Genomic DNA, 16,685 nt, shown 5'->3' with positions numbered 1-16,685 from the left:
GCCGATGGCGGCCAAGACACTGCGTGATACGACGGCTGGAGTCGGCAAGAAGGCCGCCGCCTCCGCGGGGCGGGCCACCAAAGCCGCGACCGGGGCGGCATCGACCATCCAGAAGAAGACCCAACAAGCCGCCCCGACCAGCCCCCTGCAGCAATCGATGCAGAATCTCACCGCAACCCTGGCCGCACGCGCGGCCTCCGGGCTCTCGGGCACGGTATCGAAGACAGCCGACCGGCTGAATCAATACGCTGAGGACGGTGGGGGAAATCTACTGTCGGCGATAACGGGAGTGGAAAGACTCGGCGCAGGCGCCTCGCCGCTCCAGGCGGCGATGAGCGCGGGCATGGCCAAGCTGAAGCACTCCGTCCGCGACAACTTCGAAACGGTCAAGGAGTCCATAACCGGCGGCAAGGGCAAGGGGGGCGGCAAGAAGCGCAAACCGACGAATATCGTCGAGCAGCTCGATCTCGGCGTTCCGATCGACCTTGCCTACGACCAGTGGACCCAGTTCTCGGACTTTCCGAAGTTCACCAAGAAGATCGAGCAGGTCGAGCAGGAGTCCGACGAGAAACTCACCTGGACCGGCAAGGTGTTCTGGTCCAGGCGGACTTGGAAATCCACGATCCTCGAACAGGTGCCCTACGAACGAATCGTCTGGCGTTCGTCCGGCGCCAAGGGGTATATCGACGGCGCGGTGAGCTTTCACGAGATCACGCCGGGTCTCACCCGCATCCTCGTGGTGCTCGAGTACCAACCGCACGGCCTCTTCGAGAAGACGGCCAACATGTGGCGCGCGGCCGGTCGCCGGTGCCGCCTGGAACTCAAGCAATTCGAGCGGCATGTCATGACGGAGGCCGTGTTGCATCCGGATGACATCGTGGGCTGGCATGGCGAGATCCGCGACAGCAAGGTCGTCAAGGACGACGAGACCGCACGGCGCGAGGAAGAGGAAGAGGAGAACGCCGAAGCCGAAACCGCGGACAACGAAGATCAAGAACAACAGGAACCCGAAGACGAATCCGAAGAGGAACCCGAAGACGAATCCGACGAGTTCGACGAGGACGAGCAAGACGAGGGCAAGCAGCCCGCGCCGCCTCGCCGTCGATCGGGCACCAAGCGCCGCACCACAGCGGCCCGCCGGTCGAGCAAGAGCGGAGCACGAACATGACCATCGAACCCGCAGGTGGTGGCGGAACCGGCACAATGGCGCGCCCGAATTCCTCCAGCCTTGCCGACGTTGTAGACACGATTCTGGACAAAGGACTGGTTATCGACGCGTTCGCGCGCGTGTCGTTGGTCGGCATCGAACTGGTGACTATCGACGCCCGAGTCGTGGTGGCCAGCGTCGACACGTATCTGCGTTTTGCCGAGGCGGTCAACCGGCTCGAAATTTCCACCAGTGAACCCAAGGGCTTGACCGATATCGTCGGCGACGTCACCGAAGGCGCGAGCAAGCACAAGACGAAGGGTGCGCTCGAGGCGGCGGGCGAGAAGGTCAAGAGCTTCCTCGACGACGTCGAGGACAAGCGCCAAACAGCACCCCGGCCTTCGCGGCGCAGGGGGGAATGATGGCTACCGCCCACGCCGTATACGTCTACGGCATCGTGCCCGCCGATGTGGAGCCGCAGTCGCATGCCAGTGGTATCGGCGACCCCCCGAGCGACGTCTCGGTGGTGCGGCACGGCGAGATTGCCGCGCTGGTCAGTGACATCGCCACCGATCACCCGCTAGGCGAGCCCGATGACCTTGCCGCGCATGCCAAGCTGCTGGACCAGTCGGCGGCCGTGGTTCCGGTGCTGCCGCTGCGCTTCGGAGCGGTGATGACCGATGAGGAGGCGGTGGAGAACGAGTTGCTCGGCGAACACGAGGACGAGTTCCGCGCCGCGCTGGAGCAACTGGAGGGTCGCGCGCAGTTCGTGATCAAGGGACGTTACGTCGAGAATGCCGTGCTGCGTGAACTTCTCGACGAAAACGCCGAAGTCGCCCGGCTACGCGAAGAGATCCACGACAAACCCGAAGACGCCACCCGCGATGCCCGAATCGCACTGGGCGAAATGATCAATCAGGCAATCGAAGCCAAACGCGCCGAGGACACCCGCAGGGTGATTTCCGAACTCGAGGAGTTCGACTCGCTCGTCAACCCGCGCCAGCCCACTCACGAGGAGGACGCGGTCCATATCGCGGTCCTGCTCGACAGCAGTCGGCAAGACGATCTCGAGAATAAATTGCGTCGACTCGCCAGGGACTGGGACGACCGCGTCGAACTGACTCTGCTCGGACCGATGGCGGCCTACGACTTCGTGATGAAGCAGGCACCCGAGAGCTGAACCATGGGTCTGGTCTCAGCGATCTTGTCGTTGCCCCTCGCCCCGGTGCGCGGCGTGATCTGGCTGGGCGAACTGATCCAGGACCAGGTAGAGCAGCAACGACAGGATCCTGCGACAGTGCGGCTCGAACTCGAGGAGATCGATGCGGCCGCGACAGCCGGTCGCCTGTCCGAAGAAGAGCGGAAACAAGCGCAGCGGGCCGTCCTCCACCGCAGGCTCCGGCCACCAGGCGGCACGACGGCGCCCAACCGGAAGGAGTGATTCGCGTGGCACGCATGACCACTCCGGAAAACCCCGAGGATGTCGACTCGGCGTCGGACGAACCGCCCCCCATCACCGCGGCGCAGGCCTCGGCCGCGGCAATCGAGATCCTCGTGGAACTGACCTCGAAGCACGTGGAGGGAGTCACCTCCATGGAGCCGATCGAGGATGGATGGCTGGTCGAGATGGAGGTGCTCGAGGATCGCCGAATCCCCTCATCGGGGGACATGCTGGCGCTCTATGAGCTCGAGCTCGATTTGGACGGAAATCTGCTGGCCTACCGCAGAATCAAGCGCTACTACCGCGGCAGCACCGATATCGGCGAAAGAAACCGACGATGACGGTGGTCGGAGGCGAGTCGTCGGCACCGCAGCCCTACGGTGGCGGACATCACTCGACGAATCTCGCCGACATCCTCGAACGGGTACTCGACAAGGGTTTGGTGATCGCGGGCGACATCCAGGTGAATCTGCTCGATATCGAACTGCTCACGATCAAGCTGCGGCTGGTCATCGCGTCTTTGGAGACGGCCAAGGCGGTGGGCATCGACTGGTGGGAGACCGACCCCTGGCTCAGCAGCAAGGCCCACACGCTCGAGCGGCAGGATCACGACCTCGAACTGGAGAACCGGGAACTTCGCGACCGGATCGCCGAACTCGAAGCCGCACGAGAGGTCCCGCAATCTCTCGAAGGCCGCCGCGCGGCCACGGAATCGAGGCGGCGTGACTGACGAGGTCGGCGTCTGGCTGTACGCGGTGACTCGCGCCACCGACGCCGCGACGGGACCGGGTTCGATCACCGGAGTGGCCGGTGAGCCAGTACGCGCGGTGGTCTCGGATGCTTTGGCGGCGTTCGTCGGATCGGTGCCGCTCGCGGTGTTCGGGGAGCAGCCACTACGCCGGAACTTGGAGGATCTGGACTGGCTGGCGGCGACGGCCCGTGCGCACGACGGCGTGGTGTCAGCGCTGGTGCGCCGCGGCCCGACCGTCCCGCTACGCCTGGCCACGGTCTTTCTCGACGACGAGCGGGTGCGCGACCTGCTCGATACGAGGCGTACGGACTTCATCGCAGCGCTGACGCTGGTGACCGGCCGCACCGAGTGGGGCGTGAAGGCATACACCGACCGCGCCGCCCTCACCGCCGCGGTGGCCGATGCCAGGGCCGCGAGCACGGGGAGCGGAAAGGGCAGTGGCACAGCTTATCTGGCCCGTCGCCGCGCGGAACTGTCGGCACAGGAAACTGTGGAGCGCGACGCGGCAGAGCGGGCCGAGGAGATCCACACGCGTTTGGTTCGTCGCTCCGCGGCGGGGCGTCGCCAAGCGGCGACGGATCCGGCGCTGAGCGGACGCCGCGACTGGATGGTGCTCAACGGTACTTATCTGGTCGATGACGATGACGCCGGTGACTTCGCCGCGACCGTGGACGAACTCGGCAAGGAACTGCCCGGTATCCGGCTCGAAATCACCGGTCCTTGGCCGCCGTACTCGTTCGCGGGCGTGGAACAGGAGCCGATATGAGACCCGCCGACCAGAGCGTCGACGGCGAGCGCCGGGTCGCACTCGTCGACCTGCTGGACCGGGTGCTGGCCGACGGGGTAATCATCACCGGCGATATAAGGTTGGCCATCGCGGACGTAGACCTGGTCGCGATCTCGCTGCGAGCCCTCGTCTCATCCATCAGCACGCTGTCCGCCGCCTCGGTCGAACCCGCGGCGGCGCAACCTGAATTGGAACCGCCCCGCGATGACTGAAATCGGTGGCATTCCACCGCGTATCGATACCGACCCCGAATCCGTCGAGCGGGGTCTGGTCACGCTTGTGCTCACACTGGTGGAGTTACTGCGGCAACTGATGGAACGGCAGGCCCTGCGGCGCGTGGACGATGGCGAGCTGACGGACACTCAGATCGAACGTATCGGCACCACCCTGATGCTGCTCGAGCAACGCATGGACGAACTGCGCGACCATTTCGGCCTCACCCCAGAAGATCTCAACATCGACCTGGGACCCTTGGGAAAGCTTCTTCCCGACTAGCAGCGTGATGCAATAATCCTCGGCGACACCATCACCGCTCTGTTGGGGGAGCATGGGGACGAGAAGAGCTTTGCTGCAAGCGGGTTGGGTGCTGCCATTGGCCGCGTGCGCGCCGCAGCTGTTGTGGGGCGATTCCGGGTCGATCCGGATCGGGGTGTCGTGGAGTGGGGCGGAACTGGCCGCCTTCCGGAAGGTGCTGGCGCCGATGCCGTTCGCGCGATCGGTGGATGTGATTCCGATGGGGGACGAGGTCGGTACCGCGTTCAGCGCGGGCGGGAAGTCGGCGCCGGATATCGTGCTGCTGCCGCAGGCCGGTCAGGTTCGCGCACTCGTCGACGACGGTAAGCTCCGGCCGGTCCCTGATGCGCTGTGGACCGACGACCAAGGGGCGCGGTATCCCGAGTTGTGGCGACAGCTGTTGTACCACAACGGAAAACCGTACGGTGTGCCGTTCAAGGCCGCCGACAAGTCGCTGGTCTGGTACGACCGGCAGACCGTCGAGAAGTACCACCTCGGCGACCCCGCCGATTGGACGATCGCGGATTGGGTCGACCGGATCGAGGTGCTGGCGGGCACACCGATCCGTTTGCTGGCCCTCGCCGCGGCGGACGGCTGGGTACTGACCGATGTCTTCGAGAATGTGCTGCGCGCCGAATCGCCGCGCACCTACGACGATTTGACCACCACCACGCAGGATCGCGTCTGGGACCGGCCTGCCGTGCGCGCGACGTTCGGAAATCTCGCCCGGCTGTGGGGCCGACGGCATGCCATCGCGGGCGGTGTCGCGGTGGCGTCGACCCGTCAGTTCCCGGACGCGATTCGAGAGGTGTTCGAGCACCGCCGCGCCGCCATGGTGATCGCGCCGGATTTCGCCGAACCCGTTGTCCGCGAATGCCTTCGAGCCTCAGGGCGACGGCCGGAAGAGGTGGTCGGCATCGCGCCGTTCCCGGTCACCGGTCTCGGTGGTGAACGGCCACGGATTGTGGGTGGCGATGTCATGGTGGTGACCGGATACGCAGGCTCGCGCGCCGATGAGGTGGTGGCGGCGCTGGCCGCGCCTAAGGCGCCGCTGCCCTGGATTCAGGGTGACGGCGGCTTCATCGCCCCGAATACCCGTACCGCCGTGCGCTATTCGGCACTGCTGGAACCGATCGCGCGTTCGCAGAGCCCGTGGAGCGCGTTCGATCTGTCCGATCAACTGGGGGCGGTGGGCGGCCGTAATGGGTTGTGGCGCATACTGACCGACTTTCTCGTCGCGATCGGTGACGGTGCCGCCGAGCGGCCGGATGCCGCGATCGATCGCGCGATCGCCGCATTGGACGGATTCGAGCGGAGCCGCCGATGACGGGTGTCGCCGACTTCCGTGCCAACGGATTGCGCATCGAGCTCGCGACTCGCCGGATGCGCGGCCCACTCGTACCAGGCGGGCGGCCGCATCGCTGGCTCGGTTGGGCGGGGCTGCTGGCGGTGGGGTTGATCGCGGCATTGCTGGTGGCGCCCGCGGTGTGGACGGTGGCGATCGCGGTGCCCGCGCGTCCGCGAATCGTGTTCTCCTGCATGCTGGTTGCCTGTGGTGCCGTTCCCTTCACCCTGATCCTCAGGCGTGGATCGCCGAGCCGGGCACGCCGGTCGGTGCTGGCGGTTTGCGCCGTGCTCATCGCGCTGGGGCTCTGGTCGCTCGCCGACGCCTTGGCCGGGGACGGACGATGGGCGTACCTGCTGACCATACTGTGGGTCGTCTTCGGTCTTATCCTGCTGCTCGTCGCCGTCGGCATCGCCTGGCTGTCACGCGATTCGCGCAGGTTGTGGGCGCCGTTGATCGTGCCGTTCGGTATCTCGGCATTCGTCTCGGGTGTCGCCTTCCGGATAATCTTCCAGTATCTCGCCGCTCGGTTCGGCATCGAAAGCGTTGGCGGGTACCGGATCTGGTTCGCGCTCATGCTCGGTTCGGCGTTTCTGTGGACCTGGCTGGGCTTCCTGACCGGCTTGTTGCGCGCCGATATCCGTGCCATCGAGGCGGATCCGGTGCGGTCGGGCTATCTGCACGGGCAGGGAAAGCGTTTCCCGCTGCTGCGCCTGCTGGAGCTGGTGCGTCCGATCCTGCTCATCCTCGGATTGGTCGTCGCCGTGGCCGCGGCCAGGGTCTTCGATGTGGTGCTGATCGGGGTACCCGGTTCGATGCAGTACCAGCTCGACAGTGCGACCGTGCAGTGGTGGCGACTGGCCACCGACGGCTATCCCAGCGCGGGTGTCGCCGCGGCGTACGCGTTGCCGTTGGCGGTGCTGGTCGGCTTCGTGGCCTGGCTGCCGCGGACCGGCGTGCGCGGGCAGCGCGGCGGGCAGACCTACGCGGCGGTTTCGCCGCCGGTGGATGCCAGTCGCCGTATCGGTCCGGTGCGCGCGATCGGGATCGCCGCGGTGTCGCTGTTCGCGTTGGTGCCGATCCTGGTACTGATCGCCGTTTGCCTGAACGGCCCCAAGGGATTCGGGCTTTCCGCACTCACCGGCATGTGGCGCGACGAATCCTTCCGTGCGGCATGGCAGACGACGTTGCTGGTGGCCGGGTTGGCGACGATCGTCGTGGTGGCGGCCGCACTTCCGGTGGCGCATCGACTGGCCGCGGGGCGTCAGGAGGGTGTGGTCTCGCGGATCGCGGTGGTCTCCTTGGTCGTCCTGTCGGTGCTGCCCGCGCAGAGCTACCTCGGTTCCCTCGATAGGTTCATCGACACGTTCAACCTGTCCGGCACCAGGATTCCGTTGATCTTCGTGCACGCCGCCGCGGGATTGCCGATCGCGATCCTGATTCTGCGCGGTGCGATGCTGGCCCCGCCGGATACTCCGGCCGATGCGGCACTGCACGGGCTGGCCAGTCCAGGAACCGTGACGCGGCGGCTGCTGGCATCGGCGGGCCCAGCCGTGGTGGCGGTCGCGGTACTGGAATTCATCCAGGTGTGGAACGACTTCTTCATCGGTCTGATGATGAACGGCGCGGGTGCCAGCCCCTGGTCGCTGCTGCTGTGGGGCGAGGCACGGCAATTCAACGAGAACGCCGCGGAATTGGCGGCCGGGTCGCTGTTGTCGGCCGTACTGCCCGTGCTGCTGTTGCTTGCCACGTGGCGGCGCTGGCTGGTACCGGGACTGACCGGCGGGACGCTGTCGTGACGGCGCCACGCGGATACGAGGCGCCACAGCAGAGCACGCCGCGCTCATCGATCTGGGAGGGCGTGCTCGGCACCGCGGAGGTCGTCGCGTGGGCGCTGGTACTCGAACTCGGTCGCAATATCGTGGTCAACTCGCTCGGCGACAGCGACGTGGTCAAGGTGATCGGCGGGTTGCTGCGCGGACTCGCCATTGTCGCCGTGCTCGGCGCGGGTGCATATGTGGCTTACCGACGCATAGACAGCTTTCGCGAAAGAGTGCGCACCGAAAGGGAACTCGCCCTGATCGCCGAACTCGTCGAACCGGGCGAGCCGGTGCGCTTCGTCGACGCCAGAAACTGTCCTGATCCGCCGCGGCAGCTTTCCGAACTCGATCACGATCCCATCCTCGCCGCCTTGCGCGAACTACCGGTTCAGGAATTCGAGACAGCCGCTCTGCTCGCGGTGCTGTCCGCGATCCTCGAGGCGCCGACCCGGTTGCCCCCGGATTCCGCACCCGACGGGCGCACCGCAACCCTATTGCTGGCCGACCTCGAGGTACGCGGCGTCGTCGATTATCTCGGCGCGGACCGATATTGCCTGCGTAAGGCCCCGCGCCTGCCACTCACCGCGGAGGTCGTCCGCGGACCACACTGGCGGGCGGCGCTGTCGGCACTGCTGCATCACTACGCGGACCGGGCCAGCCGCTGGGCGATCGCCTTGGAAACGGTTCGTTTCGCCAAGGGGGCGCGCCGCTGGTTCGAAGCGGAAGGAGAGTATCTGCGCACGCTCTTCCCGGATCCGGGAACGCGGCTTCCGACCGCGGCCGTACACCAACTCGCCAGAATCGCGGACGCCCTCGACGTCTGGTATGCCCGGAAGGGCCTACCCGAGAATGCCTACGGCGTAGCGCAGGCGCTGTGCGAATTCACCGATGCCGACGATTTCCCGCTGCGTAGTGAGCTGGCCGCGCTCCGGGCGGGCAGGCTACGTCGACGGCCGCCGAAATATCGGCCACGCGCCCTGTCCACCAGTCTGTCCGCGCGCTGGTCGCACTACACCGCGCTGCATCGACTCGAAACCGCTCCGCCGAGTCCGACCGTGCTGTCCGAGTCGGCCGAACAACTGGAAGCCGCCTGGTGGTTGCTGCCGCGTGCGGATCTGGCCGCAGTGGTGTGCGCGCTGATCAACCTGGCCGTCGTCCACTTACATCAGGGTCGGCTGGACGCCGCCCAGGACCGCCTGGAATTGGCCGAATCCTTGACCCGCGACGGTCGCGACCCCGATGGCGGTGCCCAGACGCGCGAAACACTCGGCGTCCTCTGGTGGACCCGTGGTGAGCCCCGCCGCGCCCTTCGACATTGGCAACGCGCGCTCACCGCCTACCGCGACCTCGAAGACGATCTCGGTATCGGCCGCTGCCTGCAGCACCTCGGATCGGCCGTCGTGCTCGCCCCCGAGCACGGTGGTCTGCTGCTGGGTAATGACCCGGCGCTCACCCGCGCCGAAGTTCTCCGGCAGGCCGGTGGCTGGCTGGCCGCCGCCCGCCGCCTGCACCCGGCCGCCCTGCACGCCGAACACTATGCGCGCCAAGCCGGTTCGACACTGCACACCGTGGATCGCTGGCCGCTGCCCGCCCCGGATCCGCAATAGCCGGGTCACCGACGCGTGCTCGGCAGTTGGCGTCACTCTTGGAAGAGTTGCGACCGAACGATCAACCCGACACCTGGACGCCGTACTCGCAGTCCGGAATATTTACCAAAATGAGGCCTCGAGAACGATCGGACCCCCACTCCATATACCAAATTAGTTGAATTCTTACAGTAGGCGACTCGGAGGGCGCATTCTGATCCTATAAATCGGTGCCCGCAGTTCATGACGTACCTCGGATCGGGAAAGACGCATCATGTCCACGTCATACGGACAACAGGCACTGCGTCACGGACCGTATCCGGACGCAGGCGAGCATACGCGGCATCGTTCAGCCGGTGGTGGCACGCTGTCCCAGCGGATCGGCTACGGAAATTGGCGCGAGATTCCACTCGATCACGACACAAACGGGATGACAATCGGACGCTCGGAGGCAGCCGACATCACCGTGGCCACCGACGCGACCGTCTCGCGTCTGCACGCCATAATCAAGCGGGTGAGCGACTGCTGGGTCGTCATCGATAACGGGCTGTCGACAAACGGGACCTTCGTCAACGGCGAGCGCGTCGGCGGATATCGCAAACTCGAGTCCGGCGATACGATCCGGCTCGGAAAATCGGTATTCATCTTCACAGACGGCCACCCATCCGAGGATGAACGAACGATTGCTCAGACCGGTCTGCCAGCCCGGACCGCGTTGACCGACGCTCAGTATCTGATTCTCGAGGCATTATGTCGCCCGTACGACGCGGAGACCGGGTTCACCTACCCCGCATCGAACTGGCAGATCGCGCACGATCTCTGCCTGAGCGTTGCCACGGTGAAGACCCACATGCGGGCGCTGTTCAAAATATTCGACGTCGAATCCTTCCCACCGAACAAAAAACGCATGTTTCTGGTCGAGCGCGCACTCGACAGCGGCGTGATCGTCAATCACCACGGGCGATAGATGGAATGTGCGGTGATACACCTAGATCGGGCGGAAACCCGCTCCGATCCCACCGCGCGCATCGACGTCGTCCATGATGGCGGCGATATTCGCGCCGAGCTGTGGTCCCAGGCACGGCACCCTCAGGTATCCGTTCACCATGCCGACGAGCGTTGTGCCAACTACGACCGGGCCACCGGAGTCACCGGGAAGGACGCAGATCTGCGTCCAGGTCCAGGTGTTGGTCTGGTACACGTCTCCGTAGGCCAGTCCGCAGGTCTGGCCCGTGGTATAGCCCTCCTTGCACGCGATGTCCGGGAACTGCGCCGGACCACCCAATCCGGTAATCGTCGTATTGCCCACGCGGTTCACAGGTACGACCTTGTCCGCATCGAACGCGATGACGGCGTAGTCCATATCGTTGTTCGCGTAGGCGAAGGTGCCCACGACACCGGCGTCCCGGTTGGCGTCGGCTACCACCGTGGTACCCGCCTCACCGCAATGACCTGCGGTGAGGCCGACCAGTCGACCCGCCGCATCGTGCCCGATCGTGGTGAGCGTGCAGACGCCCTGGTCGTTGACGATAATTCCGGAACCGCCGCCGAGTACCGACGGGTCTGCGGCATGCGCAGTGCCTACTTGCACCCCGGCCGACGCTGCGCATGCTGCGAGCACAGCCGCAGCCCTCGCGAGCTTCCTGAACATGTCCGATCCAATCGCTGAGCTGCAACTATCCGGCTATGCGAGGCAGATGCCCGTACCGAAGGGGAAGATCGGCGGTACGAAGCAGACCCACCACAGGAATGGGTTCCACCACAAAATGGCGGGCTCGACCTGCGGCGGGAGTTGTTCGGAGGCCGGTGCCACTTGGACAGGCGCCGGGGGAGCGGCCGGGGCGGGAGCGGCGGTAGCAACGCCTGACCCGAGAGCAAGCATCGGCGCGAGCACTGCCGCTGCTACGGCTGCGCGAATTTTGGTGCTGTTCATGATGGTTTCCTTCAACTGAGCTTCAGGGACGCCCTCATCCGTCGAAGGCTTCCCGCAGATGAACACCACCAACTCTTCTCGTAGAGTGCGCGGAAGATCATCATCCCCCGGGTTGGAAACACTCACACCTCGCTGACGCGAGCCGTCGCCCCGGGCCATCGGAGCACGTCATCGCAGATAAAGAAGTGTTAGGGACGCGCGGCGGATTCGGTGGCGCGATGATGTTCGGTATGGGTGAAACCACGCGGGTTACCCGAGTGCCAATATGAACACCGCGGCGCCGATCGCCAGGGTCGACAGAATCATCGAGGCCGCCCATCGCGTTTACTCCGGTAACCGTGCCGCTACCGATCGCCTCCAAGAGGGCGCGCGACGGTTGCACGAACCGCTGCGCATCGCATTGGCCGGTGCCGTCAAAGCCGGAAAGTCGACACTGCTCAACGCACTGGTCGGCCAAGATATCGCCCCGACCGACGCCACCGAATGCACCCGCGTCGTGACCTGGTACCGGCACGGCGCCACGCCGACGGTCGTCGCCCGGCTCGCGGGCGGCCGGGCCGAGTATGTACCGATACAGCGAGCCGAGGGGGGTCTGACGTTCGACCTCGGCAAGCTTATGGCCGCGCAGGTCGATCGAATCGACGTCGACTGGCCGGTGCCGCGCCTCGCACGCACCACGATCATCGACACCCCCGGAACCACGTCATTGTCGAGGGAGGTGTCCGCGCGCACACTGCGGTTGCTGACTCCGGACACGGGCTCTGCCGGAGCCGATGCGGTGGTCTATCTGTTTCGTTCGCTCGACGATTCCGACGTCGCACTGATTCGTCAGATCGGCGAGCACGTCGGCGGCAACGCCGGTCCGCTCGGAATCGTCGGTGTTCTCTCGCGGGCAGACGAACTCGGTGCGGGCCGTCCGGACGCAATGCACTCCGCCCGCGCGGCCGCCAAAGACTTCACGCGCGAATTGGAAACGACGGGGCTGTGCCAGGCAGCCGTACCGGTCGCGGGTTTGCTCGCCTTTACCGCGAAAACACTTCGACAGAGCGAGTTCGTGGCCGTTCGTCAGCTTGCCACGGTCGCACCGTCCGACCTGGAATTGGCCATGCTCTCGGCCGACCGATTCCAGCGAGCCGACTACCTGCCGATTGATTCCGCGGCGCGACAGCACCTCGTCAGACGGTTGGGGCTATTCGGAATCGGCATGGCACTGAATCGACTACGGTCCGGTACCAGCGATTCCGCGGCTCTGGTCGACGAATTGATCGCACGCAGCGGCATCGGCGAACTCGAGCGCGTCATCGACATTCAGTTCGGCCAGCGGGCGGACGAATTGAAGGCACATACCGCGCTGCTGATGCTGCGGCAGATATTCGCCGTCGAACCGACCGCGCAGGCCGCACCGCTCGGCCGGGAAGTCGCGACGCTGCTCGCGAATGTGCACGGCTTCGAAGAACTCCGACTCCTCAGTCGGCTCCGCTCGACCGAGACAGTGTTGTCCGAACAAGAACTCACCGATCTGCAACGGGTGATCGGCGGTCACGGAACCGGACCGGCCGAACGCTTGGGAATCGAACCGTTCGCGGTCGCGGGCGTGGGCGAGGACGTCGCATTGGCGGAAATCAGACGATGGCGATCCCGGGCCGAACACCCACTAGCGGATCAGTTCACCGCCAATGCCTGCATTGTGGCGGCTCGCAGCGCTGAGGGCGTGCTGAGCGAGTTGCGGCGGAACTGCTTATGAAACATGCCTGGTGGGGTAGGGGAGTTGCGTAGTTGTTGTCGCAGCAGGTGAAGGCGTGTCGGTAACCTGCTCGGTTACCGCGGGCTGCGGCTCGGTCTTCGGCACGGTGTGCGTAACAATTCCGACAGTCACCGCTGCGAGCGTGGCAGTCGCCGCCGCTGCGAGAAGTGCTTGTTTACGACGTCGACTGCCGACCTTTTTGCGGCCTCCGGTTGATTCCGGCGCCACCGGATCCGCGGATGCGACGGCCACCGGCGGCGTGCTCGCGACCGGCTCGTCGGACCGAGGCGGTTCCGGGGCTTGCGGCGGGGTAGCGGGTGTCGGCATCGGTGGCGGCGGCACCGGTGCCGATGGGGCGGCACTCAACGAAGAACGCGCCAGCAGAGCAGCGCCATTCGCCGAGGTAAGGCCGGGATCGGGTTCGGCTAATACCGGAACGTGCAGCTCCGCGGACAGCACCTCGGCGACGAGCGGGGTTGCCGACGCCCCACCGGCCAGCACTACCGCGCGCACATCACCGGCATCGATGTCGTTGGTGCGCAGGGCTTCTCGGACGAGTCCGGCGGACTCGACGACCTGCTCTCTGATCAGGTCCTCGAGCTCGGAGCGGACAAGTCGCACATCGTGACGCACGGGTCCCAGCTCCACCTCGATCACCGCGGCGGTTTCGGTGGAAAGCGTCTCCTTGGCCTGCTGGCCGCGCTGCCGCAGTTCGTTCAGTGGCGCCAGCATGGCGGGGGCCGCGAGATCGATGTCTGCGAGTTCCCCGGCCAGTCCTCGGAGAACGTGCCGCAAGATGGCGTCATCGATGTGCTTGCCACCGAATTCCGCGCTCCGGACCGTTCGGCCGATCTGTTCGGTACCGCGGGCCATCGAGACGCTGAGGCCGTTGCCGCCGAGGTCGTACACCACAACGGCGCCGTCCGAAGGCAGCCCACGCGTCGACTCGACCCGAGCGAGAATCGATCCGACCTCGTCGACGAGTGCCACACCGGCCATATCCATCCGGTCGAGCGCTTCGCGCAGCGCCTGCACGCCCTGTGGTTGCCAGTAGCTGGGATATGTCGCCGCGATGGTGGGAGGCCCGGCGAACGCACCGGCCGAATACCGCGTCAGGTACTGGACGGCACTGGCGACGAGCTTTTCCGGCCGATGGGCGGAACCGTCGGCGGCGACGAGATCGATCGGGTCGCCGACGCGGTCCACGAACCCGGTGACCACCAGTCCCATGTGCGCCGGACGGGTACCGCTGCCGATCGGAGACAGCGTCGGCGCCATGCCTTGGGTCATGATCAACATCGCCCGGTGCTGGGTCGTCTGGGGACGTGGGGCGCGCCGCTCGGAACCTCCGGACGCCGCGTCAGCTGCGGTGACGAAATCGGCGGTGCCGATCTTGATGCCAAGACTGCCGGACATGGACACCTCTCGATTGATGGTCGCTGGGGGTTTGCGCTTATAAATCTCCTGCACCGACGGATCGTCGGCCATATCCCCAAGTGGTGAACCGGACCCCGCATGGGGTGAGGTTCGTTCACCCAAGGTGGAATCGGCTACGTTCGCTGCGACTGCACGGCCCGCAGCCGGGCAGCGCCTTCGCGAACTCTGGCCAGCGCGGCCAAATTCTGCTCGACCTCGGCCGCACGTTCTTCCCGCGCGACCCGTTCCATGCCCGCTGCGTCCTGTGCTGCCTTCATCGAACTCTGCAGTGACGCCAAGGCCTGCTCGGCAGATTCCTTGAAGTGATCGCGCAGCTCCCGCTGCATATTCCGGAGGCGGTCACGGGAGAGCTTGTGCACCTGGAAGGACACGTCGTCGACGTACTTTCGGAGCGTGAGCTGAGCGATGTTGCGGCGGCGGGCCAGTCGTCCGGCGCGGTCCTGCTGGTATGCCTTCACGCCGATCACGACCCCGGCTCCGATCGTGATCGGGTTCATCATCGCCGCGCCGACCATGGTGGCGCCCATGCCGATCATCATCGCGCCGCTGTAGCCGCTGCGAACCGCGGTCAGGCCCCGGTCCGCCAGCGAAACCTTCATATCGCGCAGCTCACCGATCTGCAGCCGTGGGTCGATCAGGTCGCCCTCGCAGATGGCCTCGAGCACCGGAAGATCGATGCCGTCGCCATCCACCGCGAACGATGCCGCCACCCGCTCGGCCAGTGCCTGAGCGGATTGGTATGCCCAGACGAAATTGTCGCCGACCGCGGCGCTCACCTCTTCCTGCACCCACTCGGTCAGTACCGGCCACTTCTTGTCCGGATCGCCGTCCGCGAGCTCGGACTCGATGTGCTTGTTGATGCTGCGCAGCCGTTCCCGAAGGTCGTAATCGATCTCGGAATTGAGGTCCGCGACACCGTCGGTCAATACCTGCTGCCACGACCGCGCCGACTTCGCCTGCGTGTCCGATATTTCCTTGCGCGCCTTCAACTCCTCGGCCATCCGCTGCTGAAACCCTGGATCCCGCAACGTATTCAGTTCCGCCTCGAGCGGCACGGTCAGATGGTGCGCGACAGACTCGATATCCCGCGCGATGCGGATGCGCCGCTTGGTTGCGATGTCGGCGAGACCCTCGGTGCGCAGGAACGCGAGCAGGTCGGGATAGCCGGATTCGGCATTGAGTTCCTTGTCGCGCAGGCGCACCGCGTGGCCGCGCAGCGTCGACGAAACCGGAATGATTCGGCAGCCGACCCCGGCATCGGCGAGGTGACGCCTGTCGGCGTCCGCGATTCGGCGCCATTCGGGGTAGATGTCGACCTTGGTCAACGCGATGACGGCCGCCGGGCACAGGCCGATCACCTGCTGCACGAACCGGAATTCGGGTTCGGTGAACTCCTGGCTGGCGTCGGTGACGATGATGACGGCGTCCGCCAGCGCCACCTCGTTCAATACTCGCGGGACATGCCGCTGGCCGATGCCGCCGACACCCGGGGTGTCGATGAGGGCAAGACCATTCGGCAGCGCCGCGGTATCGATGCCGACTTCCGCGCACACCACCTGGCCGCCTCGTGCGTGCGCGGACGTCGCCAGATCGGATTGCAACTCACCGAATGGCAGTGCGGACGCGACGGGAGTTTCGGCGTGCGGCATCTCGACGACGAGCTGCGCGACCGGTTCGTCGGCGTGCCGGACGACGGTGACCACCGAGGTGGCTCGACGGTCACCGACTACGCAGACCTGCTCGTTCAGCAGGGCATTGATCAGTTGGCTCTTGCCCTGCTGGCGCAATCCGACAACGGCGACTCGCATGGCAGCGTCGGCCGATCGGCGTCGCACGGATCGCAGGGTGCCGAGCAGGTCTTCCCGGTCCGCCGACTGTGCGAGTCGGATCAACCAATCGAACAGGGGCGGAACGGCAGCGGCCGATTTGCCCGTCGGTAGTTGATCGGTTCGCATGCTCAGAACATGTCCATGGCGTCGGCGATGGTGTCACCGATATCGGCCAAGGGCCCTTCGGAAAATATGTCTTCGGACCCAGCGCCCATGCCGAGGCCGTTGGAACCCGTGTTGTAGACGTCATCGGGCGGCAGGCCGTCGTCCATGGACATATCGTCGATCGGTTGCTGGTCGATCGGTTGCTGATCCATGGGTGCCTGCTGGTCGACAGGTGCCTGCTGATCGA

Annotated in this window: 19 protein-coding genes; 14 read left to right on the top strand and 5 right to left on the bottom strand. The window is 65.7% G+C overall.

The window, feature by feature from the left end; all coding sequences use genetic code 11:
- Window positions 1-4 precede the first annotated feature (4 nt).
- The 13 genes from NP3_RS31440 (at window position 5) to NP3_RS31380 (ending at window position 10,357) form a co-directional block, all read left to right on the top strand.
- Window positions 5-1,168 carry an SRPBCC family protein gene (locus NP3_RS31440; RefSeq protein WP_084509241.1) on the top strand — a complete coding sequence of 388 codons (1,164 nt, stop codon included), beginning with the start codon at window positions 5-7 and terminating at the stop codon, window positions 1,166-1,168.
- Window positions 1,165-1,569, top strand: a complete 405-nt coding sequence (gene gvpJ / locus NP3_RS31435; protein ID WP_063045273.1) for a gas vesicle protein GvpJ — start codon at window positions 1,165-1,167, stop codon at window positions 1,567-1,569. Before NP3_RS31440 ends, gvpJ begins: the two co-directional genes overlap by 4 nt.
- Complete coding sequence (locus tag NP3_RS31430; protein ID WP_063045271.1) at window positions 1,569-2,327, top strand: GvpL/GvpF family gas vesicle protein; 759 nt, start codon at window positions 1,569-1,571, stop codon at window positions 2,325-2,327. Before gvpJ ends, NP3_RS31430 begins: the two co-directional genes overlap by 1 nt.
- A 3-nt stretch (window positions 2,328-2,330) precedes the next feature.
- The gene (locus tag NP3_RS31425; protein ID WP_063045269.1) at window positions 2,331-2,588 is read left to right on the top strand and encodes a gas vesicle protein GvpG; all 258 of its coding nucleotides are present in this window, start codon (window positions 2,331-2,333) and stop codon (window positions 2,586-2,588) included.
- Window positions 2,589-2,602: 14 nt separating this feature from the next.
- A complete protein-coding gene (locus NP3_RS31420; protein ID WP_063045267.1) occupies window positions 2,603-2,929 on the top strand; it encodes a gas vesicle protein GvpO in 327 nt (108 codons plus the stop codon).
- Entirely contained in the window at window positions 2,926-3,318 is a 393-nt protein-coding gene (locus NP3_RS31415) for a gas vesicle protein (protein WP_063045265.1), read from the top strand. The genes NP3_RS31420 and NP3_RS31415 overlap by 4 nt, the downstream gene beginning before the upstream one ends.
- Window positions 3,311-4,105: a GvpL/GvpF family gas vesicle protein gene (locus tag NP3_RS31410; RefSeq protein ID WP_063045263.1), complete on the top strand. Its 795-nt coding sequence runs from the start codon at window positions 3,311-3,313 to the stop codon at window positions 4,103-4,105. The genes NP3_RS31415 and NP3_RS31410 overlap by 8 nt, the downstream gene beginning before the upstream one ends.
- Window positions 4,102-4,338 carry a gas vesicle protein gene (locus NP3_RS31405; RefSeq protein ID WP_063045261.1) on the top strand — a complete coding sequence of 79 codons (237 nt, stop codon included), beginning with the start codon at window positions 4,102-4,104 and terminating at the stop codon, window positions 4,336-4,338. The genes NP3_RS31410 and NP3_RS31405 overlap by 4 nt, the downstream gene beginning before the upstream one ends.
- Window positions 4,331-4,621 carry a gas vesicle protein K gene (locus NP3_RS31400; protein ID WP_063045259.1) on the top strand — a complete coding sequence of 97 codons (291 nt, stop codon included), beginning with the start codon at window positions 4,331-4,333 and terminating at the stop codon, window positions 4,619-4,621. The genes NP3_RS31405 and NP3_RS31400 overlap by 8 nt, the downstream gene beginning before the upstream one ends.
- A 70-nt stretch (window positions 4,622-4,691) precedes the next feature.
- Complete coding sequence (locus NP3_RS31395) at window positions 4,692-5,966, top strand: ABC transporter substrate-binding protein (RefSeq protein WP_245721187.1); 1,275 nt, start codon at window positions 4,692-4,694, stop codon at window positions 5,964-5,966.
- On the top strand, window positions 5,963-7,783 hold the full coding sequence (locus NP3_RS49355) for a hypothetical protein (protein ID WP_063045254.1): 1,821 nt from the start codon (window positions 5,963-5,965) through the stop codon (window positions 7,781-7,783). Before NP3_RS31395 ends, NP3_RS49355 begins: the two co-directional genes overlap by 4 nt.
- Window positions 7,780-9,411 (top strand): tetratricopeptide repeat protein, encoded by a 1,632-nt coding sequence (locus tag NP3_RS31385; RefSeq protein WP_169814611.1) that lies wholly within the window; start codon window positions 7,780-7,782, stop codon window positions 9,409-9,411. The genes NP3_RS49355 and NP3_RS31385 overlap by 4 nt, the downstream gene beginning before the upstream one ends.
- 253 nt (window positions 9,412-9,664) lie before the next feature.
- Window positions 9,665-10,357: an FHA domain-containing protein gene (locus NP3_RS31380; RefSeq protein ID WP_084509239.1), complete on the top strand. Its 693-nt coding sequence runs from the start codon at window positions 9,665-9,667 to the stop codon at window positions 10,355-10,357.
- A gap of 21 nt (window positions 10,358-10,378) precedes the next feature.
- On the opposite strand, the gene NP3_RS31375 is transcribed toward NP3_RS31380, so the two are convergent.
- Together NP3_RS31375 and NP3_RS31370 are read right to left on the bottom strand one after the other, a co-directional pair.
- Window positions 10,379-11,041: a S1 family peptidase gene (locus tag NP3_RS31375; protein ID WP_063045250.1), complete on the bottom strand. Its 663-nt coding sequence runs from the start codon at window positions 11,039-11,041 to the stop codon at window positions 10,379-10,381.
- Window positions 11,042-11,074: 33 nt separating this feature from the next.
- Window positions 11,075-11,323 (bottom strand): hypothetical protein, encoded by a 249-nt coding sequence (locus NP3_RS31370; RefSeq protein WP_157124681.1) that lies wholly within the window; start codon window positions 11,321-11,323, stop codon window positions 11,075-11,077.
- 265 nt (window positions 11,324-11,588) lie between these two features.
- Between NP3_RS31370 and NP3_RS31365 the strand changes: the two genes are divergently transcribed.
- Complete coding sequence (locus tag NP3_RS31365; protein WP_063045247.1) at window positions 11,589-13,067, top strand: dynamin family protein; 1,479 nt, start codon at window positions 11,589-11,591, stop codon at window positions 13,065-13,067.
- Here the strand turns inward: NP3_RS31365 and NP3_RS31360 are convergent.
- The 3 genes from NP3_RS31360 to NP3_RS31350 all read right to left on the bottom strand — a co-directional run.
- Complete coding sequence (locus NP3_RS31360) at window positions 13,062-14,555, bottom strand: Hsp70 family protein (RefSeq protein ID WP_063045245.1); 1,494 nt, start codon at window positions 14,553-14,555, stop codon at window positions 13,062-13,064. The two genes, NP3_RS31365 and NP3_RS31360, sit on opposite strands and share 6 nt — an antisense overlap.
- 62 nt (window positions 14,556-14,617) lie before the next feature.
- The gene (locus tag NP3_RS31355; protein WP_063045243.1) at window positions 14,618-16,459 is read right to left on the bottom strand and encodes a dynamin family protein; all 1,842 of its coding nucleotides are present in this window, start codon (window positions 16,457-16,459) and stop codon (window positions 14,618-14,620) included.
- Window positions 16,460-16,461: 2 nt separating this feature from the next.
- The coding region (locus NP3_RS31350; protein WP_218024976.1) for a hypothetical protein at window positions 16,462-16,685 on the bottom strand (224 nt) is incomplete at its 5' end.

The sequence above is a fragment of the Nocardia pseudovaccinii NBRC 100343 genome, from assembly GCF_001613225.1.
GTDB classification, from domain to species: domain Bacteria; phylum Actinomycetota; class Actinomycetes; order Mycobacteriales; family Mycobacteriaceae; genus Nocardia; species Nocardia pseudovaccinii.
The sequence above is the reverse complement of the archived record's forward strand: the minus strand, read 5'-3'. Positions and strand labels throughout refer to the sequence as shown.

What these genes read in the sequence shown, in the direction of transcription:
- NP3_RS31380 (WP_084509239.1), top strand. Translation starts at nt 9,665, where the DNA reads ATGTCCACGTCATACGGACAACAGGCACTGCGTCACGGACCGTATCCG.
- NP3_RS49355 (WP_063045254.1), top strand. Translation starts at nt 5,963, where the DNA reads ATGACGGGTGTCGCCGACTTCCGTGCCAACGGATTGCGCATCGAGCTC.
- NP3_RS31440 (WP_084509241.1), top strand. Translation starts at nt 5, where the DNA reads ATGGCGGCCAAGACACTGCGTGATACGACGGCTGGAGTCGGCAAGAAG.
- NP3_RS31405 (WP_063045261.1), top strand. Translation starts at nt 4,102, where the DNA reads ATGAGACCCGCCGACCAGAGCGTCGACGGCGAGCGCCGGGTCGCACTC.
- NP3_RS31430 (WP_063045271.1), top strand. Translation starts at nt 1,569, where the DNA reads ATGGCTACCGCCCACGCCGTATACGTCTACGGCATCGTGCCCGCCGAT.
- NP3_RS31375 (WP_063045250.1), bottom strand. Translation starts at nt 11,041, where the DNA reads ATGTTCAGGAAGCTCGCGAGGGCTGCGGCTGTGCTCGCAGCATGCGCA.
- NP3_RS31365 (WP_063045247.1), top strand. Translation starts at nt 11,589, where the DNA reads ATGAACACCGCGGCGCCGATCGCCAGGGTCGACAGAATCATCGAGGCC.
- NP3_RS31400 (WP_063045259.1), top strand. Translation starts at nt 4,331, where the DNA reads ATGACTGAAATCGGTGGCATTCCACCGCGTATCGATACCGACCCCGAA.
- NP3_RS31425 (WP_063045269.1), top strand. Translation starts at nt 2,331, where the DNA reads ATGGGTCTGGTCTCAGCGATCTTGTCGTTGCCCCTCGCCCCGGTGCGC.
- NP3_RS31415 (WP_063045265.1), top strand. Translation starts at nt 2,926, where the DNA reads ATGACGGTGGTCGGAGGCGAGTCGTCGGCACCGCAGCCCTACGGTGGC.
- NP3_RS31355 (WP_063045243.1), bottom strand. Translation starts at nt 16,459, where the DNA reads ATGCGAACCGATCAACTACCGACGGGCAAATCGGCCGCTGCCGTTCCG.
- NP3_RS31360 (WP_063045245.1), bottom strand. Translation starts at nt 14,555, where the DNA reads ATGGCCGACGATCCGTCGGTGCAGGAGATTTATAAGCGCAAACCCCCA.
- NP3_RS31370 (WP_157124681.1), bottom strand. Translation starts at nt 11,323, where the DNA reads ATGAACAGCACCAAAATTCGCGCAGCCGTAGCAGCGGCAGTGCTCGCG.
- NP3_RS31420 (WP_063045267.1), top strand. Translation starts at nt 2,603, where the DNA reads ATGACCACTCCGGAAAACCCCGAGGATGTCGACTCGGCGTCGGACGAA.
- gvpJ (WP_063045273.1), top strand. Translation starts at nt 1,165, where the DNA reads ATGACCATCGAACCCGCAGGTGGTGGCGGAACCGGCACAATGGCGCGC.